Below are 20045 nucleotides of genomic sequence, written 5' to 3' on the forward strand. Positions count from 1 at the left end.
GAAATAATGGCATTAGAAAATTTAGCACCCGCAAAAGGTAGTGTAAAGAAAATAAAAAGAGTTGGACGTGGTCAAGGCAGTGGTATGGGTAAAACCTCTACAAGAGGAGGTAAAGGACAGACTGCAAGGACAGGCTCTAAACAAAAAAGAGGCTTTGAAGGTGGTCAGCAACCTTTGCAAAGAAGATTACCAAAAATTGGTTTTACAAGTAGAGTGGTTAAACCTTATGTTATTAATGTCCAAAAGGTTAAAGCCATCAATGATTTAAATGAAATTACTTTTGAAAGCATTAGGAGTGTTTATAAATTTCCTTCTTATATCACAAGAATTAAATTAATAGGCAAAGAGGCTAGAAACCTTGTATCTAAAATTAAAGATAAGAGAATCTTAACAAGCGGACAGAAATAATGAATAAAGTAATTGTAAATAAGATTCTTATTACTTTAGGCTTTCTTTTTCTGTATCGCGTTTTAGCTTATGTTCCCGTTCCAGGTGTTGATACGATGGTTATTAAGTCTTTCTTTGAGCATAATGCCACTAATGCATTAGGTTTATTTAATATGTTTAGTGGCAATGCTGTGGAACGTTTAAGCATTATTTCGCTTGGGATTATGCCCTATATTACGGCTTCTATTATTATGGAGCTTTTAGCGGCTACTTTTCCAAATTTAGGAAAGATGAAAAAAGAACGTGATGGTATGCAAAAGTATATGCAAATTATTCGTTATCTTACAATTGTAATTACTTTAATTCAAGCAGTAGGGGTTTCTATCGGTTTAAGAAGTTTAGGGACAGGAGCTAATGGTGCTATTATGATTGATATGAATACTTTTATTGTTATTTCTGCTATTTCTATGCTTTGTGGGACAATGTTATTAATGTGGATAGGTGAGCAAATTACCCAAAGGGGCGTTGGAAATGGTATTAGTCTTATTATTTTTGCTGGCATTGTTTCTGGCATACCAAGTGCTATTGCTGGGACATTTAATTTAGTCAATACTAATCAAATTAGTTGGTTTGCTTTATTATTTATTGCTGTGATTATTGTCTTAACAGTGGGTTGTATTATTTTTGTTGAATTAGGAGAGCGGAGAATTCCAGTCTCTTATTCAAGAAGGGTAGTAATGCAAAATCAAGATAAAAGGATAATGAATTATATTCCTATTAAGATGAATCTTAGCGGGGTTATCCCCCAATTTTTGCTTCTGCTATTTTGATGTTTCCTGCTACTATTTTGCAATCCTCTTCTAATAGTGTTGTGATTGAAATTGCAGATTATCTCAATCCTAATGGTTATCTTTATAATGTCTTGATGTTCTTTTTTGTGATTTTCTTTGCTTATTTTTACGCATCTATTATTTTTAATGCTAAAGATATTTCAGAAAATTTAAAGAGACAAGGTGGTTTTATACCCGGCATTAGACCTGGTGAGGGAACGGCAAACTTTCTAACAAGTATTGCTAATAAATTAACTTTTTGGGGTTCTTTGTATTTAGCTATCATTGCTACTTTGCCTTGGGTTTTAGTAAAAGCTTCTGGAATCCCTTTTTATTTTGGGGGAACTACTGTTTTAATTGTCGTGCAAGTTGCTATTGATACAATGAGAAAAATAGAAGCACAAGTTTATATGAATAAATATAAAACTCTAAGTGCGGTTGGTTTGTGATGGCTATTGCGATTCGTAAGGCTTCAGAAATTCAATCCATTGCAGCAGCAAGTAAAATTGTAGCTAAGACACTTAATCACCTTAAAGCTCAACTAAAACCAGGCATTACGCTTAAAGAGATTGATGATATGGGGGAGAAGTTTATCCGCTCTTGTGGAGGAAAACCTTCTTTTAAGGGATTATATGGATTTAGTGGTTCTGTATGCACTTCGGTTAATGAGGTGATTATCCACGGTGTGCCTAATGAATACACCTTAAAAGAGGGTGATATTGTAGGGCTTGATATTGGTGTGGAATTTAATGGTTGGTTTGGTGATGCGGCTATTACTTGCGGAATCGGTAATATATCTGAAGAGGATGAGCGACTTATTGCTTGTTCTAAAGATGCACTTTATTTTGCTATTAGTCAAATCAAAGCAGGAATGCATTTCAAGGAATTAAGTGGCTTGCTAGAGGATTTTATTTTGGATTATGGTTATGTGCCTTTGCTTGGTTTTTGTGGTCATGGAATTGGGAGGAAACCTCACGAGGCACCAGAAATACCAAATTATCTAGAGGGCAAAAAGGCTAAACAAGGCGATAAGATTAAAGAAGGAATGGTATTTTGCATTGAACCTATGATTTGCCAAAAAGAAGGGCAGCCAAAGATATTAGAGGATCAATGGAGTGTTGTTTCTAGTGATGGTATGCGAGGTAGTCATTATGAACATACAGTGGCAGTGATTAATGGAAAAGCAGAAATTTTATCAAAGGAATGAGAGTGGCAAAAGATGATGTGATTGAAGTCGATGGAATTGTTCGTGAGGCTTTGCCAAATGCAACTTTTAGGGTTGAATTAGAGAATGGGCATATTATTTTATGCCATATTGCAGGAAGAATGCGGATGCATTATATTAAAATTCTACAAGGGGATAAGGTGAAAATTGAACTAACCCCTTATAGTCTTGATAAAGGTAGAATTACTTTTCGGTATAAGTAGATTTTAATAGGATTTTTTCTATAATTTAGGCTTTATTTGCAAATTTAATGTGATTTTTTCAATTGCGTTTGCATAGTCGTTTGGGTGATGAATAAGCCTTTTGAGGACTATAAACTCAATGTCTAATGAATAATTAGGAAGCACTTTTAGAGCGATTCAAAAATAAATTTTAGATTCTTAAATGAGAGATTTTATATTTTAAGGTAGGGAATAGATTATGAAAGTTAGACCCTCTGTCAAAAAAATGTGCGACAAGTGTAAGGTTATTAAGAGAAAAGGTGTGATTCGAGTAATTTGCGAGAATCCAAAACATAAACAAAGACAAGGATAAAAAGGAATAAGAATGGCGAGAATTGCTGGTGTTGATTTACCCAAAAAAAAGAGAATAGAATATGCTTTAACCTATATTTATGGTATTGGTTTAAAGAGTGCAAGAGATATTTTAAAGGCTGTAAATATCTCTTATGATAAAAGGGTTCAAGACCTTGGTGAGGATGAAATTTCAAAAATTGCAAAAGAAATTCAAACAAACCATATCGTAGAGGGTGATTTGCGCAAGAAAGTTACAATGGATATTAAGGCTCTTATGGATTTAGGGAACTATCGTGGATTAAGACATCGTAAAGGACTTCCTGTTCGTGGGCAGACAACAAAAAATAATGCTAGAACACGAAAAGGTAAAAGAAAAACTGTTGGTAGTGCATCAAAATAAGGGGTAAAAATGGCTAAGAGAAATATTAATAAAAAAAGAGCAGTTAAGAAAAATATAGCAAGGGGTATTATACATATTTCTGCAGCATTTAATAATACTAGTGTAACAATCACTGATGAGATGGGTAATGTTATTTGTTGGAGTACCGCAGGTGCATTAGGGTTTAAAGGAAGTAAAAAATCTACTCCTTATGCGGCACAACAGGCGGTTGAAGATGCTGTAGCTAAGGCAAAAGAGCACGGAATTAAAGAGCTTGGAGTAAAAATACAAGGTCCAGGAAGCGGTCGAGAAACTGCTGTAAAAAGTTTAGGAAGCATAGAGGGAATTAAAGTTTTATGGTTTAAGGATGTTACTCCATTGCCACACAATGGTTGTCGTGCTCCAAAAAGAAGAAGAGTCTAAGGAGAAGATATGGCTAGATATAGAGGTCCTGTAGAAAAGATTGAGAGAAGATTTGGTGTTAGTCTTGCCTTAAAGGGCGAAAGAAGATTGGCAGGAAAAAGTGCATTAGATAAGCGTCCTTATGGTCCTGGACAACACGGACAAAGAAGAGGTAAAATTTCTGAATATGGGATTCAGCTACGTGAAAAGCAAAAAGCAAAAATGATGTATGGAGTCTCTGAAAAACAATTTCGTGCAATGTTTGTTGAGGCTAATAGGTTGCAAGGGAATACAGGGGAGAATCTCATTAAGCTTATTGAGAGAAGATTAGATAATGTTGTTTATAGAATGGGATTTGCAACTACTAGAAGATTTGCAAGACAATTAGTGGTGCATGGGCATGTATTAGTAGATGGTAAGAGACTTGATATTCCTTCAGCTTTTGTGCATATTGGACAAAAGATTGAAATTTGTGAAAAAACTAAGAATAATCCCCAAGTCCAAAGAGCTATTGAATTAACTAAACAAACGGGTATTGTCCCTTGGGTTGATGTGGATGTAGAAAAGGTTTTTGGAATCTTTACACGATTACCAGAGAGAGAAGAGGTGGTTATTCCTATTGAAGAGAGGCTCATTGTCGAGTTATATTCTAAATAATACTTAAAGAAGGTGTTAGTATGAAAAGTATCAAAATTTCTCCTCATGTGCCAACAAAGATTGAAGTTAAAGAAATTGGTTTAAATAGAGTTCAAATTAGTGCATATCCCTTTGAATTTGGATATGCAATTACTTTAGCACATCCATTGCGAAGATTATTGCTTGGAAGCTCTGTTGGTAGTGCCCCAATAGCACTTAAAATAGCAGGAGTGGCACATGAGTTTGATTCTATTCGTGGTGTAGTGGAAGATGTTTCACATTTTATCGTTAATCTTAAGGCGATTCGTTTTAAAACTAAAGATGATCAAGAAAGCATTACTATAGATTATAAATTCACTGGACCAAGAGTTATTACAGGTGCAGATTTGGAAAATGATACCATTGATATTGTTACTCCAGATACACATTTAGCAACTATTAATGAAGATGCATCACTTAATTTTTCTATCATTATTCGTAAGGGAATTGGTTATGTAGCTAGTGAAGATATACGACCAGATGTTCCAGAGGGATTTATGGCATTAGACGCATATTTTACGCCCGTTACAAATGTTACTTATACTACAGAGAATATTCTTTTAGAAGATGATCCTAATTATGAAAAGGTAATTTTTGATATTCAAACCGATGGACAAGTAGAGCCTTTGACTGCTTTTAAAAATGCGTTAAGTGTTATGCATAGACAAATGGCGATTTTTAATTCAGAGCTTAATATAGAAGTTTCAGAGGTTAGTGATGGAGAAGAGGATATTCCTGAGATAAAAACACTCTTGCAAAGTATCGATAGTTTGAATTTTAGTGCAAGATGTTTTAATTGTTTAGATAGGTCAGGGATTCGTTATTTAGGTGAATTGGTGTTATTAAGTGAAGATCAAATTAAAAATATTAAAAATTTAGGTAAAAAGTCTTTAGATGAAATTACAATGAAACTTGATGAATTAGGCTATCCAGTGAATAAACCAATTTCTAAAGATCTAGCCCTACGTCTTAAGAAAAAATTTTCTAACTAAAATTAAGGATATGAAATGAGACATAAACACGGATATAGAAAGCTTGGCAGAACCTCCTCTCATAGAAAAGCTCTGTTAAAAAATTTATCTATTGCTTTAATTATAAGTGGAAAAATTGAGACAACACTTCCAAAGGCAAAGGAGCTACAAAGTTACTTTGAAAAACTTATTACTAAGGCTAAGAAAAATGATTCTATGGCACATCGTTTAATTTTCTCACATTTACAACATAAAGAGTCTGTGAAAAAGATTATTAAAGAGATTGCTCCAAAATATGTAAATAGAAATGGTGGCTATACAAGAATCATCAAAACAAGATTAAGGGTAGGTGATGCTTCCCAAATGGCTATCATTGAATTAATCTGAACTTATGCGATAAGTTTTCTTATCGCGATTTTACTTCTTTTTTCTGCTATATTTTGTTTGAATTTATTTTTATTAGTATATCAAGTTATCAATATATTTGACTTCAAAGAGTAGAGATAATCTTGCTTTTTGTGTAAGAAATTCCTAATGGAGTTTTTTGAAAAGATTTAAGACTAGGAATTTATGGCAGGCATTAGGTAAAATTATAGTATTTAAGGATGAAGTATATCGGGTTTGTTGTGGGTTATTTAATGCCATTGAATGTTTATCTTATCGGGCAAGATAGAAAATCATAAACCACCAATCATTATTTTTGGAATTACAAAGCAACAAGAATATTTATGCATTAGGATATTTGAAATCATATTAGTTTTTATAAAAAGATTTATCACTCAATTTTTATATTCAATTTCAAGTTTTTTACTAATAGTTTGTGATTTTTTAAGTAGATCTTTGTTTTTTGTTAAAGCTTTTTGGGAATTTTCATATTGTTATTTGTATTGAAGAATTTGTAAATGTAAAAATCTTACTTTCTTTTTGCTGGGTTTTGTTAAGGATTTAAAATATTTTACTTTTTCTCAAATTACTAGAAAAATATTCAGTAATTAAAGTTTTCTTGTGTTAAAATAACAGGTTTTATGTTTAAATTATGAGTTAGGAGGCAATAATGGCAGAAAATATCAATCGTAGAGATTTTCTTGGTATGACTCTTGGAGGAATTGCAGCAGTAGGTGTTGGTGCTTCACTAGTTGCTATGAAATCTTCTTGGGATCCCTTGCCAAGTGTAGTATCCGCTGGTTTTACTACTATAGATTTAAGTAGTATGCAAGAGGGTGAATATAGGCAAGTTGAATATAGAGGAACTCCTGTGTATATTATTAAAAAAACCGTAGCGATGAAAAAATGTGAAGATAGGGATGTTGTTGTAGGTGATATAAATTATAGTGTCGGGATTCAAATTTGTACTCATCTTGGCTGTATTCCCTCTTATAATACAAATTCCGCAGAATTTCATTGTGCTTGTCATGGTGGTAAATTTGATGTATGTGGTAAAAATACTTTTGGTCCTCCACCTAGCCCTATGAAAATTCCACCTTTTAAAATTGATGGGGATAAATTGGTATTAGGAGAAGAGGGTCCTGAGTATTTAAAGTTAGTTGGTAAGGCATAAGGAGGTTTAAATGGCGCAAATACAAAAAGCAAATGGTATTATTGATTGGTTAGATCAAAGAATCGCAATAAGGACTTTAACAAAAGTTTTAATGACGGAATATTGGATACCTAAAAATATTAATTTTCTTTGGGCTATGGGGATAGTTTTAGTTGTTTTATTTACTATTTTGGTAGTTTCTGGATTATTTTTATTAATGTATTATAAACCCGATACTAAATTAGCATTTGATAGCGTTAATTATACGATTATGCAAGAAGTGAAATATGGTTGGCTTTGGAGACATTTACACGCTGTTAGTGCCTCTGTGTGTTTTTTGATTATTTATATCCATATGTTTGTTGGTATTTATTATGGTTCTTATAAACGCGGGAGAGAAATGATTTGGATTACAGGTATGTTGTTATTTATTCTATTTTCTTCAGAGGCATTTAGTGGCTATATGTTACCCTGGGGACAGATGAGTTATTGGGCTGCAGCAGTTATTACCAATCTCTTTGGTGCTATTCCTGTGATTGGTCCTGATTTAGTGATTTGGATTCGTGGTAATTTCATTGTTTCTGATGCGACTTTAACTAGATTTTTCATGCTTCATGTTGTTTTATTGCCCGTGGCTATTATGGCGGTTATTGTGATACATTTTTATACCTTAAGGATTCCTCATGTGAATAATATGTATGGCGAGGAAATTGATTTTGAAAAAGAGGCAGAAAAATTTAAAGTGGGAAATAAAAAAGAATCCAAAGTTATTCCTTTTTGGCCGATGTTTTTATCTAAAGACTTCTTTGTAGCAAGCTTCTTCTTAGCATTTTTATTTTATTTGACTTGTTATCATTATAGTTTTGCCCTTGATCCTATTAACTTTGATCCTGCTGATCATTTAAAAACCCCTCCTCATATTTATCCAGAATGGTATTTTTTATGGAGTTATGAAGTTTTAAGGGGATTTTTCTTTAGTGCGGATTTAGGTTTAATAGCTTTTGGTATTGCTAATGTTATTTTTCTTTTCCTTCCTTGGCTTGATAGGAGCAATGTTGTGGCTCCTGCGCATAAGCGTCCAGCATTTATGGTGTGGTTTTGGTTATTAGTAGCAGATATGATTATTCTAACAATATGGGGTAAATTGCCTCCGACAGGAGCTAATGCTTATATTGGTTTTGTTGCTTCTATATCATTTTTAGCTCTGTTGCTTGTTGTGTTGCCAATTATTACAAAAATCGAAGATAAAATAGCTAAGGAGTAAAAATGAAAGAATTCTTAACCTTAATCATTGTCGTTATTGTTACAGCGATTATTTATTGGGGAGTTGAGCCTTTTGCACATAGCCAAATGCACCCAAAAGTTACTCCTGCTGATTATAATTTTTCGGATTTAACACCAATAAGTGCTAATGGAAATGCCGCAAATGGAAAAGAACTTGTCTTTGCGAATTGTATAGCTTGTCATAGTATTAAGAAAGAAGGGGTGGAATCTCCTTTCTCTGATACTGATGCATTAGCTGCTTATGGGGTGGTTCCCCCAGATCTTTCTAGTGCAGGTTTTATTTATGAGAAGAATTTTTTAGGGAATGTTATTAAAGATATAGCGGTGGCAACAAAGCAAACTCATAAGTTTGATGGTAATCACCCGATGCCAAATTATAATTGGATGAGTGATCAAGAAATTGCTGATATGGTTGCTTATTTACAAAGCATCGCACCTAAAAGTATGAGTAATAAGAAAGTATTTATTGATGCTTGTGCAAGATGTCACGATATAAAATATGACAAAATTTATGCAGCGGGTGGTTTGAAAACTTACCTTGAGACAAAAGTTCCAGATTTATCAATGATGATTAGAAGTCGGGATATAGAGTATTTGCATACTTTTATCAATGATCCACAGAAGCATTTAGCAGGAACTGCTATGCCTAGAGTTGGTTTAACTAAAGAAGCAGAAGATCAAGTTATAGCTTATATGGAGAGCGTTGGAGATAGCAAAAAACCTGAACGCGAATCTTTGGGTTATAAACTTGTGATTTTTATGGTGATTATGGGTGTAGTCGCTTATTTATGGAAACGTAAAATTTGGCGTGATGTCCATTAATTTAAATACTAGCAATGCTAGTATTTAATACTTCTTTATTCTTTAATCCTTGTTTTGTTTTTATTCTTAGATTAGGTTATAATAACTTCTTTAATCAAATACAAGGGATAAAATGTCAGCAGATGAATTTACATTAGCAAAAGTTCAAGTTCCCAAGCAAGAAGATTTAGCACGTTATCTTGAGGGAATTATGGAGAATTATAGTGGGCTTTTAGATATGGAAGTGGTGTTTTGTTCAGAATTAGGTGCAACAAAAATCCCATTATTGGATATTTTACGTTTTGAAAAAGGTTCTATTATTGATTTGCAAAAACCTGCAGGAGAGAGTGTAGAAATATTCATTAACAGAAGAATTATAGGCAAAGGAGAAGTAATGGTTTATGAAAAGAATCTTGCGATTCGTGTTAATGAAATTTTAGATTCTAATGCTATTATTTATTATCTTACAAGGGAAAGTATCAGCACAGTATGAGGATTTTGCTATTTTATTTTATTTTATTATTGAATGGATTAGCACAAGAAAATTCTTTACCATCTTTAAGTAAATCACAAGGCGGGAAAGATAGTTTTCCCTTTGAAATGGCAAAGCCTCCATTAGAAAGTATAGATTTATTCCAGTATGTAGGAGTAATTCTTATTCTAGTGGGTTTATTAATCTTTCTTTGGTATGTGAAGAATCGTGTAACTTCCCATAAGAATCACTCTTTATTGGAACTTTTCAAAAATAAAGAAAATATTAATGATATTAATGTTACTTCGACTATGAGTTTAGGGTTTCAAACAAAACTTATCATTTTTGAAGCTTACGGGATACGTTATTTGGTTTTATTAAGCCCAAATGGGGTAAGTATGGTAGATAAATATAATATTAAAAAATTTGAAGGATTATTACAAGAGGAGCAAGAAAAGCTTTATTGTAAGAAATAAGTGATATATCTTACATTTTAGTATTTAGTAATTGTTTTTCTGTGGATAAATAATATGTTGAAAAATTTAAGAAGTCATTATATAAGAAGTAATAGAACTTTTGATATAAGAAGTATTATTGCATTTTCTATATCTTTTTTTTTACATTTAATAATTGTTATTTGGTTTGTTTGGGATTTTTCAAAAGAAAATTTACAGTATTTAGAAAAGTATGGAAGTCAAGAAAAAGAACGTATTAATATTAAGGATTTTAAATTTGTTCCACCCTCTAAAGGAGAATTAGCTCCTCCACAAAATGAGAAACTTGCAACAAAGCCTCTAAATCAGGATATACCAGTTATCAAAAAAGAGGAGGTAAAACCTAAAGAGAAGAAATTAAAAACAGCAAAGTCTAAACCTGCTCCACAAAAAGTAGAAATAAATCCCAAAAAGGAAGATTTACCTCTAACTCTTGCTGAAGAATTAAAGCCTAAAAGTAACCCTGTCCCTCCCTCTGCTGCTTCCTCTCCCTCTATTTATAGTCTTGGGAAAAATGCCTTTGGTCAATCTAATAAAGAGATGGAAGAATTGTATGGGGAAGACTTGCATTCTTTAAGTTTAGAAGAGCGTAAATTTTTAGAAGATAATTTAAAGGCAATAGGTAAAATCACACAATCTTATTTGAAGTATCCACGAGTAGCAGGTAGGACAGGGCAACAAGGAATAAATGTTGTAGAATTTTATTTATACCCAAATGGTAATATTTCTGATTTGAAGCTTTTAACCTCTAGCGGTTATGCTCTGCTTGATAATAACAGCAAACATACGATAGAGATTGCTTATAAAGATTATCCTTATCCAAGTGTAACAACAAAGATTAGAATTAAAGTTTATTATAGTATTCATTAATAGCGGGATTGTTTATATTCTATAGGAATAAGGCAATCATTAACTTCAAGAGGTTGAGGATAGTAGCCTCTGTCATAGCCAAGTTTAAAAAGTGTATTGATGGCTTTTATTTGTGTGCTAGAGAGCGATAAAGAGTTGTTGTTAGCATAGAGATTTAAATAATGTTCTAGCTTTTGAGCATCCACTCTAATAAGATTCCTCTCTAAGAGCATTTTAGAAAGAAGATTTTTGTGCCTTAAGGCTATTTCTATGGCTTTAGTTAAGATTTCTTCACATTCTATAGCTAAACTTAGAGGGATAGAACGTCTTATACACATTCCTCCAAGAGGAAGGGGTAGTCCTTCTTGATTATAATCACTCCAAATATCCCAAATTTCCTTTTCTACTTCTAAGGTAGAATCATATTCTAAAATGGATTCGTGGATTAAAACGCCCGCATCAACTTCACCACTTAAAACGGCTTTTTCAATCTCTAAAAAATTTTTATAAGAGATTCTAGCTTGTGGATAAGCTATTTTAAAAAGTAGGGCATTAGTCGTATGAGCCCCACTTAAAGCAACTTTAAAATTTTTCTTTAGGGTTACACCCCTTTTTTTGATAAGTTTGGGACCATAGCCTTCACCAAAACTCACTCCAGTCCTTAGAAGGCATTGTTCTTGAAATAAAAGCGGATAGACACCAAAAGAAATAGCGGAGATATCTAATACTCCATTAAGTGCCATTTCATTGAGAGTTTGTATATCTAATGATTGGTTTTGAAAATTTATGGAGCTTCCAACCCAGCCAAATGCGATAGCATAATACATAAAAATATCATCGGCATCTGGAGAGTGCCCTATTTGTATTGTTCTCATTTCATACCTCTTATTAGAGATTATTTTAATTAAATATTACTTATAAGGGATTGAAGTTTTTTGATGATAAAAGTGGGCTTTAAGTCTATCATACAGGCGTGAAAGCCTTTAGAAACTTTAGGGAGGGGACAAATTCTTTTTTTACAAGGTTGGCAGTAGAGGGCTTGATGGAGTGTTTTTAAGGAGATAATGTGGGCGTTTTTTGCATTAAAAGGCGCACTTTCTTGTTCGTTAGTTGGACCAAAGATTGCTAAAGTTGGGATTTCAAATGCTGCTGCAATATGCATAGGACCGCTATCATTAGTTATCAATAAATGGAGTTTTTGAATATAAGCCATAAGGCTTTGAATGGTTGTTTGTCCGCTTAAATTTAAAATATTTTTAGGGTTAGGTGGTAAAAAAGAGAGGATTTTTTCATTAATAGCGTTTTCAGATGTGACTCCAAAAAGGATAATCTTGAAATTTTTATCTAACAAAAAGGCGATAACTTCTGCAAAATATTCCTCTTTCCAACGTTTTGCACTGCCAAAGGCTGCACCTGCATTGATACCCGCTATTTTTTGATTTTGCCAATGTTTGGGTAATGTAATATCTAAAGGAGGCTTTCTTAAATACAATTTTGGGCTTAGGTTGGTATTTGGGATAAGTGTTTTTATAAGGGAGCTAAAATGCAAAACTTCGTGTAAATTTGCCTGTTTTTTGGGGGCTTTAGTAAGTAGGAAGGAACGCATTTCTTTGTTGTATCCTATCCGTTCTTTTGCCCCATTAAAGAATAAAAATAAAGCAGATAAAAAGTTGTTTTGGAAGGTCAAAGCAATATCACAAGGAGGAATTTTCTTAGCTAAAGTATATAAGTAGAATATTCTAAATCTTTGCTTTTTACTATTATCTATTAAAAGCGTGGTATTAGGGTAATGGCTAAAAAGTTCGCAGCTAACTTCACTCCCGACTAAATAAAAATGAGCTTCTGGATAAGTTTGATAAAGAATCTCCACTGCAAAAGTTGCCATTACTGCATCACCTAGCCAATTAGGGATTCTAATAAGGATATTCATAGGTTTTTTATAACCTCTAATGTTTTTTCTAAATGGTTTTGTAGGGTTAGGTGTTGGACTGCTTTTGCACATTTTTTCTGTATTGTAGAGAGGAGTTGTTGATTTTCTAAAAGTGTATTTAAAATTTCACAACCCCTTAAAATATCTTTAGAGTTTTCTAAAATGGTATCACTTAAAAAGAGTTCTCCTGCCCCATTTTGTTTAGTGGTTATGATGGCATTTTCATAGCTTGCTGCTTCTAAAGTAGCATTTGAGCAAGGTTCATAAGTTGTAGGGAATAAGAAAATATCACTTGCTTGATAAAAGGATACTATGTTTTCTTGTGCGTTTAGGAATAAAACATTATTTTCTAAAGATAATGTTTGAGCTAGTTTTTGATAATATGTAATCTTTTTGTCTTTGCCAATAATGAGAAAATGCCATTGTTTGGAAGTAACTTTTGAGAGCATAATAAGGGCTTCTTTTAGTCCTTTTCTAGCATATCCACTTCCTACAAAAAGAATGAATATTTTTTCTTTTAAAACAGGAAATTTATGGATAAGTGATTCTTTAGCTTTGGCTTTATTAATAGCCTTTGGGATTTTAATACCATTATAAATAACTTCAATTTTATGGGGAGGGATATGAAAGTATTCAATAAGAGAATCCTTTATCATTTGGGAGTTAGCAATAATTTTTTTAGCATTTTTGAAAAGTTTTGGCTCTATAAAAGTATAGAGAATATTCATAGGGTTAAAGAAGCTTTTGAATTTTTTAAAAGGGTTATTGTGGGTTTTTATCGCTAACCATTGTTTGTGGATACCATCTCCTGCACGATAAATATCGCAGTGTAAAACCCTCTCAAGACTAAAATAAAGAAAGTTTGGATGAGATTTGTGGAATTTTTCATAAGAATATAAGAAATAAAGAAAAGCTAAAAAAGAGGGAAAAAATCTTGGAATTTTTACAAAAAGTTTGGAATCTTGGGAATAATCACCGCTTGAAAAAATAGAGGGATTTTTATCATAAATGGCTTGTGCTATCCTAGAGAGATAAATTTCTGCACCACCAGTTTTTGTGTTTTTAAAGCGAATAAATAGGGGCTTTTTCATAAAGATTCTAAAATATCTTGAGAGATTTTTTCTAGACTTTGGTTAGCATTAATTATAATATCAGCATTGCTTTTGTAAGTTTCTAATCGCTTTAAATAAAGCTCTAAGGCTTGATTTTTATTTTCAAAGAGGGGACGTTTTTGGATTTCTTTTTTGGAAAGTCTAGAGAGGATATTATCAAAATCTAAGTGCAAAAAGAAAACTTTTCCCATTATTTTAACATCACAAAATAGGGGCATTCCTCCCCCTGTTGCAATAATGCAGTTTTGAATATTTTTGCTTACAAAATAACAAAAATCTTTTTCGCATTTTCTAAAATAGTCTTCTCCTTTGGAGGAAAATATTTCTGGGATACTTAAGTTTTCGTTATTTGTAATGATTTTATCACTATCTAAAATCAACTTTTTAGTTTTTTGGTAAAGTGATTTTGCAACGCTACTCTTTCCACTACCCATAAAACCAATTAACACAAGGTTAATATAAGTCAATTTCTAATGCCTCTTCTTTATCGCTTTTGATAGAATAGTTGTATTGCCCATCAAGGCTTAGGGTAATGCGATAAAAATCTAAATGCGTCTCTAAAGTAACTTCTGTGATAACAGGGAGATTGGTTGTTAAGGATTCGGTGAGTGGTTTATTGGCAATACTTTTAAAGTCTAGTATAAGACGAGTAGGTGAGGTAAGAGTGAAATTTCTTATGAGAGTGAAGGAGGTTTTTAATACAACTTTTTGTTTGTTAATATCAAAACTAAAAGAATCACCTAAAGTAAAGTTTGATTTCGCGACTGTTTGGGTGTTAGGTAATTGGATTTCTTGTGCTAAGATTAGAGGAAGATGCCAATCTATGTTACCATCTAAGACTTTTTCAAAGGTTGTGATAGAACCATCAAGATTTTGATAGTCTATAGTTATTTTTTTGATCTTTCTTGCAGTTGATGGCAAGGTAATTTCTGTTTTTGTAAATAAATTAAGATCTGGTAAATTTAATAATTGTCCGCTTGATTTTGGGGTTACTAAAGCATCAAAGGGGTTGCGTAAGGGTTGTGATGTTTGAGTATTTCCTGTATTATTGGTTGTATCTATTGTTGGGGTGCGATCTGAATCGATATTTAGTGTTGGTATATCTGGTAGTTTTTGTGCTTCATTAGCTAATAATGAAGTTAGGGCAAATAGCAAAATAATTCTTTTCATTGTGGTTCTAAGCCTTTTAATTCAAAAAGTTCTTTTTGTAAGTTTGCGTTTTGGTTTGTCAAAAAATTCACTTCTTGATGTATTTTTTCTTTCTTTTCTTGAAGTTCTAATAAGATACTTAAAGAGTTGCTACCAAAAAGCAAATTGCCAATGTAAATTCCTGCAATGCAGACTATTAGCACAAGGCTAAAAAAAGGGAGCAAATGGAATATTCCTTGATAGTTTATACTCTTATTTTTCATTTTAGCATCTTAAAGAGTGTTTTTCCTAAGTAGACTGAATGAGGAAGTTCATTTTCAATGGTTAATAAGCGATTGTATTTTGCCATTCGCTCACTCCTTGCGGTAGAACCTGTCTTAATTTCTCCTGTATTAAGTGCTACAGCAAAATCTGCTATAAAAGCATCTTCACTCTCTCCACTCCTGTGGCTCATAATACATTTATAGTTATTTCTTTGTGCTAAACGTATGGTTTCCATTGTTTGAGTGATAGTTCCAATTTGGTTAGGTTTAATAAGAATGGCATTTGCAATATTTTGTTCAATGCCCTCTGCAAGTATTTTAGCATTTGTTACAAATAAGTCATCACCTACTAGCTGAATCTTGCTCCCTAATTTTTGCGTAAGTTTTCTCCAGCCCTCCCAATCATCTTCGCTTAAGCCATCTTCTATAGAGATAATAGGATATTTTGCGATAAGCTTCTCATAGTATTCAATAAGTTCTTCTGCACAAAGTTCCTTTCCCTCACCTTTGAGAGAGTAAATGCCTTTTTGATTAACAAATTCACTGCTTGCTACATCAAGAGCTAGGAATATTTGCTCTCCCTCCTTATAACCAGCCTTTTTGATGGCTTCAGAAATAATTTGTAGGGGCTCTTCATTGTTTTTAAGATTGGGAGCAAATCCACCCTCATCACCAATACTTGTAATATGTTTAGAATGATTGAGGATTTTTTTTAAATGTTGGTAGATTTCTGCACTAGCCCTTAGTGATTCACTAAAAGTATCAAAACCAAGAGGCATAATCATATATTCTTGAAAATCTACAGTGTTATCAGCGTGGCTTCCTCCATTAATAATATTAAGCATTGGGATAGGGAGTGTTAAAGCATTAGCTCCGCCTAAATACCGATAAAGTGGTATATTTAGACTTTTTGCTGCAGCCCTAGCAACAGCCATAGAAACACCAAGTATTGCATTAGCTCCTAAGTTAGAGAAGTTTTCTGTATTATCTGCTTGTATTAAGAGATTATCAATCCTAGTTTGTTCATAAGGGTTTAATCCGCTAATAGCGTCATAGATAGTTGTTTGTATATTTTCACAAGCTTTTAAAACCCCCTTCCCTAAAAAACGCTCGTCCCCATCTCTTAATTCTAAAGCCTCTCTTTTTCCCGTGCTTGCACCGCTAGGGACAATAGCACTTCCTACACTACCATCACTTAAAATAATAGTTGCTTTAATGGTAGGATTCCCTCGACTATCTAAAACTTCTTGCGCATAAATTTCATCAATAAAAGTCATTATTTCTCCTTACATTTTAGATTATTTAGGGCTTATTCGTCATCTTCTGAAGTATTAGATAAATCATCAGAGATAGAAATAGAGGATTTAATTTTTTCCTCTATTTCTTGAGAGATTTCTGGATTTTCTTTTAAGAATATCTTAGCATTTTCTTTGCCTTGCCCTAGTTTTTTATCTCCATAGCTAAACCAAGCACCACTTTTATCGACAATATCAAGCTTTACTCCATAATCTATTAATTCTCCCTCTTTGCTAATACCCTCTCCAAACATAATGTCGAATTCTGCTCCTCTAAAAGGAGGTGCAACTTTGTTTTTTACAACTTTTGCTTTAACGCGATTTCCTATATTTTGTTCTCCTTGTTTTAAACTTGCAATTCTTCTTACATCAATTCTAACGCTTGCATAAAATTTTAAAGCATTACCACCTGTCGTTGTCTCTGGACTTCCATATCCCATTACACCAATTTTCATACGAATTTGGTTGATGAATATAACGGTGGTATTCATTTTATGGATAATACCTGTAACTTTTCTTAATGCTTGACTCATTAATCTTGCTTGAAGTCCCAAATGTTGATCTCCCATATCCCCTTCAATTTCACTTTTTGGGGTAAGTGCTGCAACAGAATCAATAATGATTAAATCCACGCCACCACTTCTTGTAAGTGTTTCTAATATCTCTAAAGCTTGTTCCCCAAAATCAGGTTGTGATACAAGGAGGTTTTCGACATCTACGCCTAATCGTTTGGCATAGGTAACATCTAAAGCGTGTTCAGCATCTATAAAAGCACAAATTCCCCCATTTTTTTGACATTCTGCAACAACTTGTAATGCGAGTGTAGTTTTACCAGAGCTTTCAGGACCATAAACTTCAATGATTCTCCCCTTTGGGATGCCTCCAATACCAAGTGCAATATCTAACCCTAAAGAACCTGTGCTAATACAATCAATTTTTTCAACGGGTTTATCCCCAAGTCTAATTAAAGCACCTTTGCCAAAAGCTTTATCAATTTGCTTGATGGCAAGTTCTATGGCTTTTTGCTTACTTTCATCTAATGCCATTTTTTCTCCCATTTTTGTCTTAGGTTTAAAATTTAAATTGTATCTAAAATAACATAAAAAATATATTTTTACTTCTGCATCTTGTTTTATGTATTTAAAAAATAAAATTATGTTTATTTCAGAGATGATAGGTTACAATTGCTAGTTAATAAATTAAAATTTTAGGTTGAGAGAATGAAGATCACACGAACTTGTTTTAAAATGATTTTAACAATATTGTTTTTTGGGCTTAGCATTCAGGTTTTAGCAGCATCTAAAGATTCAGAAAATTCACGTCTAGATTCTTATAATAAATTAAGAAAAGTCATTGGAACGATTGAGAATTACTATGTTGATGAATTAACACTTGATGAGATTGTTAATAAAGCTATTGAAGGGCTTTTAAGCAATCTTGACCCACATTCTGCCTATTTAGATGAGAAAAAATTTGAAGAGCTTAGGATACAAACTAATGGAGAGTTTGGCGGGGTAGGTATTACTATTTCTTTGAAAAATGGGGGAATTACTATTATCGCTCCTATTGAGGGTAGTCCGGGTGATAGAGCAGGTTTAAAGAGTGGTGATATTATTTTAAAAATCAATGATGAAAGCACTTTGAGTATGAGCTTAGATGATGCTGTCAATAAAATGCGTGGAAAGCCTAATACAAAAGTGCAATTAACCATTGTTAGAAAAGATAATCCTAAACCTTTAGTTTTTGATATTGTAAGAGATAATATCAAAGTTGAATCGGTTTATGCAAAAAAAATTGAGGATACGGATTATGTTTATGTGCGAGTAACTTCTTTTGATAAAAGGGTGGCACAAAGGGTTGAAGAAGAACTAAAGAAATTTAAAAAAATTGATGGAATAGTTTTAGATTTGAGAAATAATCCTGGTGGGCTTTTAAATCAAGCTGTGGAGCTAAGTAATTTATTTATTAAAGAGGGCACCATAGTTTCACAAAAAGGACGCGTAAAAGATGAGGATATTGTCTATGAGGCTACTTCAAGAACTCCTTATGCAAGAATCCCTTTAGTAGTGCTTGTTAATAATGGAAGCGCAAGTGCAAGTGAGATTGTAGCAGGAGCATTGCAAGATCATAAAAGGGGAATCCTTATAGGAGAGACAACTTTTGGTAAAGGAAGTGTGCAAGTTGTATTGCCTACTGAGAAGAAAGAAGCTTTGCGTTTAACGATTGCTCGTTATTATCTGCCAAGTGGTCGCACGATACAGGCTGTAGGGGTAACACCTGATATTGAAGTCTTACCTGGTGTGGTTCCTAATGATGAAAATGGATTTAGCATTAAAGAGGCAGATTTAAAGAAACATTTAGAGGGTGAATTAGAAAAAATTAATCCTAAAGACAATACTAAGGCAAAATCAAAAGAAAATGAAATATCTTCTACCCAAATTATGAATGATATTCAACTTAAAAGTGCTATTGATGTATTAAAGACTTTAACGATTATTCAAAAGTAGAGGAATGCGTTTATGCAAGTAGAGAAAAAAGAAAAATTATATGAAGGAAAAGGAAAAAAGCTTTATAAAACTAGTGATGAAAACCTCCTCTTAGCAGAGTTTAAAGATGATTTGACTGCCTTTAACGCTCAAAAAAGAGGGAATGAAGAGGGAAAAGGCACTTTAAATTGTAAAATTTCTTCTGAAATTTTTAAACTTTTAGAGACAAAGGGTATTAGGACGCATTACAAAGAAACTTTAGCAGATAATCTAATGTTATGCCAATTTGTTGAAATTATTCCCATTGAAGTTGTAGTAAGAAATATCGCAACAGGATCATTAACGAAAAGATTAGGGATTAAAGAGGGAGAAAAGCTACCCTTTACTTTAGTGGAGTTTTATTATAAAGATGATTCTTTAAGTGATCCGCTTATCAATGATGAACACGCTTTGATTTTAAATTGTGTGAAATCTGTAGAAGTGTTAGAATATTTAAGAAAAATTGCTCGTGAGGTTAATGAAGTCTTGCGTGAGTTCTTTGATAGCAGAGATTTGATGTTGGTGGATTTTAAATTAGAATTTGGTTTAAATAAGGAAAAGGAAATTTTAGTAGCGGATGAAATTACGCCTGATTCTTGTCGTTTTTGGGATAAAAACACAAAAGAGAAATTAGATAAAGATAGATTCCGAGAGGATTTGGGTAATGTAAAAGTGGCTTATGAAGAAATATTAAAAAGGATTTTGCTAAGTTTATGAGAGTTGAAGTGATTGTGCGGTTAAAAAATGGTGTTTTAGATCCTCAAGGTAAGGCTATACATAATGCTTTAGAGTCTTTAGGGTATACAAATATTCAAGAAGTGAATGTGGGTAAGGCTATTATTTTAGAGATAGATAGCAAAGAAGTAGAAGAGGTAAAAAAACAGGTGCATCTTATGTGTGACACTCTCTTAGCAAATACGGTCATCGAAGATTACCAGATAAAGCTATAA

At 32.9% G+C, this 20045-nt stretch carries 26 protein-coding genes and 1 pseudogene; 19 read left to right on the top strand and 8 right to left on the bottom strand.

The features are described 5' to 3' along the window. Positions 1-6: 6 nt before the first annotated feature. From rplO to CDV25_RS00430, 16 genes and pseudogenes are all read left to right on the top strand, one after another. Positions 7-408: a 50S ribosomal protein L15 gene (gene rplO, locus CDV25_RS00355; RefSeq protein ID WP_108910287.1), complete on the top strand. Its 402-nt coding sequence runs from the start codon at positions 7-9 to the stop codon at positions 406-408. Next, positions 408-1666 (top strand): annotated as a pseudogene (gene secY, locus CDV25_RS00360) (preprotein translocase subunit SecY). Before rplO ends, secY begins: the two are co-directional and overlap by 1 nt. After that, positions 1666-2424, top strand: a complete 759-nt coding sequence (map, locus tag CDV25_RS00365; RefSeq protein ID WP_108910288.1) for a type I methionyl aminopeptidase — start codon at positions 1666-1668, stop codon at positions 2422-2424. Before secY ends, map begins: the two are co-directional and overlap by 1 nt. A 2-nt stretch (positions 2425-2426) precedes the next feature. Beyond that, complete coding sequence (gene infA, locus CDV25_RS00370; RefSeq protein ID WP_034552019.1) at positions 2427-2645, top strand: translation initiation factor IF-1; 219 nt, start codon at positions 2427-2429, stop codon at positions 2643-2645. A 217-nt stretch (positions 2646-2862) separates the two neighbouring features. Continuing rightward, the gene (rpmJ, locus tag CDV25_RS00375) at positions 2863-2976 is read left to right on the top strand and encodes a 50S ribosomal protein L36 (protein ID WP_005022299.1); all 114 of its coding nucleotides are present in this window, start codon (positions 2863-2865) and stop codon (positions 2974-2976) included. Between the two features lie 12 nt (positions 2977-2988). Next, entirely contained in the window at positions 2989-3357 is a 369-nt protein-coding gene (gene rpsM / locus CDV25_RS00380) for a 30S ribosomal protein S13 (protein WP_034552017.1), read from the top strand. 9 nt (positions 3358-3366) lie between these two features. Next, positions 3367-3759 carry a 30S ribosomal protein S11 gene (rpsK, locus tag CDV25_RS00385; protein WP_108910289.1) on the top strand — a complete coding sequence of 131 codons (393 nt, stop codon included), beginning with the start codon at positions 3367-3369 and terminating at the stop codon, positions 3757-3759. A gap of 9 nt (positions 3760-3768) precedes the next feature. Then, positions 3769-4395, top strand: coding sequence for a 30S ribosomal protein S4 (gene rpsD, locus CDV25_RS00390; RefSeq protein ID WP_108910290.1), 627 nt, complete (start codon positions 3769-3771; stop codon positions 4393-4395). Between the two features lie 20 nt (positions 4396-4415). Then, positions 4416-5405, top strand: coding sequence for a DNA-directed RNA polymerase subunit alpha (locus CDV25_RS00395; protein WP_034552011.1), 990 nt, complete (start codon positions 4416-4418; stop codon positions 5403-5405). A gap of 15 nt (positions 5406-5420) precedes the next feature. Beyond that, positions 5421-5771 carry a 50S ribosomal protein L17 gene (gene rplQ / locus CDV25_RS00400; protein ID WP_034552008.1) on the top strand — a complete coding sequence of 117 codons (351 nt, stop codon included), beginning with the start codon at positions 5421-5423 and terminating at the stop codon, positions 5769-5771. A 667-nt stretch (positions 5772-6438) separates the two neighbouring features. Beyond that, positions 6439-6942: a ubiquinol-cytochrome c reductase iron-sulfur subunit gene (gene petA, locus CDV25_RS00405; protein WP_108910291.1), complete on the top strand. Its 504-nt coding sequence runs from the start codon at positions 6439-6441 to the stop codon at positions 6940-6942. Positions 6943-6952: 10 nt separating this feature from the next. Beyond that, positions 6953-8185, top strand: a complete 1233-nt coding sequence (locus CDV25_RS00410) for a cytochrome b (RefSeq protein ID WP_108910292.1) — start codon at positions 6953-6955, stop codon at positions 8183-8185. Between the two features lie 2 nt (positions 8186-8187). Further along, the gene (locus tag CDV25_RS00415) at positions 8188-9027 is read left to right on the top strand and encodes a c-type cytochrome (protein ID WP_108910293.1); all 840 of its coding nucleotides are present in this window, start codon (positions 8188-8190) and stop codon (positions 9025-9027) included. 112 nt (positions 9028-9139) lie between these two features. Then, positions 9140-9499 (top strand): flagellar motor switch protein FliN, encoded by a 360-nt coding sequence (gene fliN / locus CDV25_RS00420; RefSeq protein ID WP_034552004.1) that lies wholly within the window; start codon positions 9140-9142, stop codon positions 9497-9499. Next, positions 9496-9954, top strand: coding sequence for a hypothetical protein (locus tag CDV25_RS00425; RefSeq protein WP_108910294.1), 459 nt, complete (start codon positions 9496-9498; stop codon positions 9952-9954). The genes fliN and CDV25_RS00425 overlap by 4 nt, the downstream gene beginning before the upstream one ends. Positions 9955-10008: 54 nt before the next feature. Next, the gene (locus CDV25_RS00430) at positions 10009-10842 is read left to right on the top strand and encodes an energy transducer TonB (protein WP_108910295.1); all 834 of its coding nucleotides are present in this window, start codon (positions 10009-10011) and stop codon (positions 10840-10842) included. On the opposite strand, the gene CDV25_RS00435 is transcribed toward CDV25_RS00430, so the two are convergent. Genes CDV25_RS00435 through recA form a run of 8 tightly spaced genes read right to left on the bottom strand, consistent with a single transcriptional unit; the run spans position 10839 to position 17616 of the window. Further along, positions 10839-11696 (bottom strand): menaquinone biosynthesis family protein, encoded by an 858-nt coding sequence (locus CDV25_RS00435; protein WP_108910296.1) that lies wholly within the window; start codon positions 11694-11696, stop codon positions 10839-10841. The genes CDV25_RS00430 and CDV25_RS00435 overlap by 4 nt on opposite strands. Positions 11697-11725: 29 nt before the next feature. After that, on the bottom strand, positions 11726-12751 hold the full coding sequence (gene waaF / locus CDV25_RS00440; protein WP_108910297.1) for a lipopolysaccharide heptosyltransferase II: 1026 nt from the start codon (positions 12749-12751) through the stop codon (positions 11726-11728). Further along, positions 12748-13842, bottom strand: coding sequence for a glycosyltransferase family 4 protein (locus CDV25_RS00445; RefSeq protein ID WP_108910298.1), 1095 nt, complete (start codon positions 13840-13842; stop codon positions 12748-12750). Before CDV25_RS00445 ends, waaF begins: the two co-directional genes overlap by 4 nt. Further along, entirely contained in the window at positions 13839-14330 is a 492-nt protein-coding gene (locus CDV25_RS00450; RefSeq protein ID WP_108910299.1) for a shikimate kinase, read from the bottom strand. The genes CDV25_RS00445 and CDV25_RS00450 overlap by 4 nt, the downstream gene beginning before the upstream one ends. Continuing rightward, a complete protein-coding gene (locus CDV25_RS00455; protein ID WP_108910300.1) occupies positions 14317-15033 on the bottom strand; it encodes an AMIN domain-containing protein in 717 nt (238 codons plus the stop codon). The genes CDV25_RS00450 and CDV25_RS00455 overlap by 14 nt, the downstream gene beginning before the upstream one ends. Beyond that, the gene (locus CDV25_RS00460; RefSeq protein WP_108910301.1) at positions 15030-15275 is read right to left on the bottom strand and encodes a hypothetical protein; all 246 of its coding nucleotides are present in this window, start codon (positions 15273-15275) and stop codon (positions 15030-15032) included. The genes CDV25_RS00455 and CDV25_RS00460 overlap by 4 nt, the downstream gene beginning before the upstream one ends. Next, positions 15272-16552, bottom strand: coding sequence for a phosphopyruvate hydratase (gene eno / locus CDV25_RS00465; RefSeq protein ID WP_108910302.1), 1281 nt, complete (start codon positions 16550-16552; stop codon positions 15272-15274). The genes CDV25_RS00460 and eno overlap by 4 nt, the downstream gene beginning before the upstream one ends. Positions 16553-16584: 32 nt before the next feature. Then, positions 16585-17616 (bottom strand): recombinase RecA, encoded by a 1032-nt coding sequence (gene recA, locus CDV25_RS00470; RefSeq protein WP_108910303.1) that lies wholly within the window; start codon positions 17614-17616, stop codon positions 16585-16587. A gap of 174 nt (positions 17617-17790) precedes the next feature. On the opposite strand from recA, the gene CDV25_RS00475 reads away from it, so the two are divergent. Genes CDV25_RS00475 through purS form a run of 3 tightly spaced genes read left to right on the top strand, consistent with a single transcriptional unit; the run spans position 17791 to position 20045 of the window. Then, complete coding sequence (locus CDV25_RS00475; protein WP_108910304.1) at positions 17791-19077, top strand: S41 family peptidase; 1287 nt, start codon at positions 17791-17793, stop codon at positions 19075-19077. A gap of 12 nt (positions 19078-19089) precedes the next feature. Then, positions 19090-19812, top strand: a complete 723-nt coding sequence (purC, locus tag CDV25_RS00480; protein WP_108910305.1) for a phosphoribosylaminoimidazolesuccinocarboxamide synthase — start codon at positions 19090-19092, stop codon at positions 19810-19812. After that, complete coding sequence (gene purS, locus CDV25_RS00485; RefSeq protein WP_108910306.1) at positions 19809-20045, top strand: phosphoribosylformylglycinamidine synthase subunit PurS; 237 nt, start codon at positions 19809-19811, stop codon at positions 20043-20045. The genes purC and purS overlap by 4 nt, the downstream gene beginning before the upstream one ends.

This window comes from Helicobacter apodemus (genome assembly GCF_003097575.1).
GTDB lineage: Bacteria > Campylobacterota > Campylobacteria > Campylobacterales > Helicobacteraceae > Helicobacter_D > Helicobacter_D apodemus.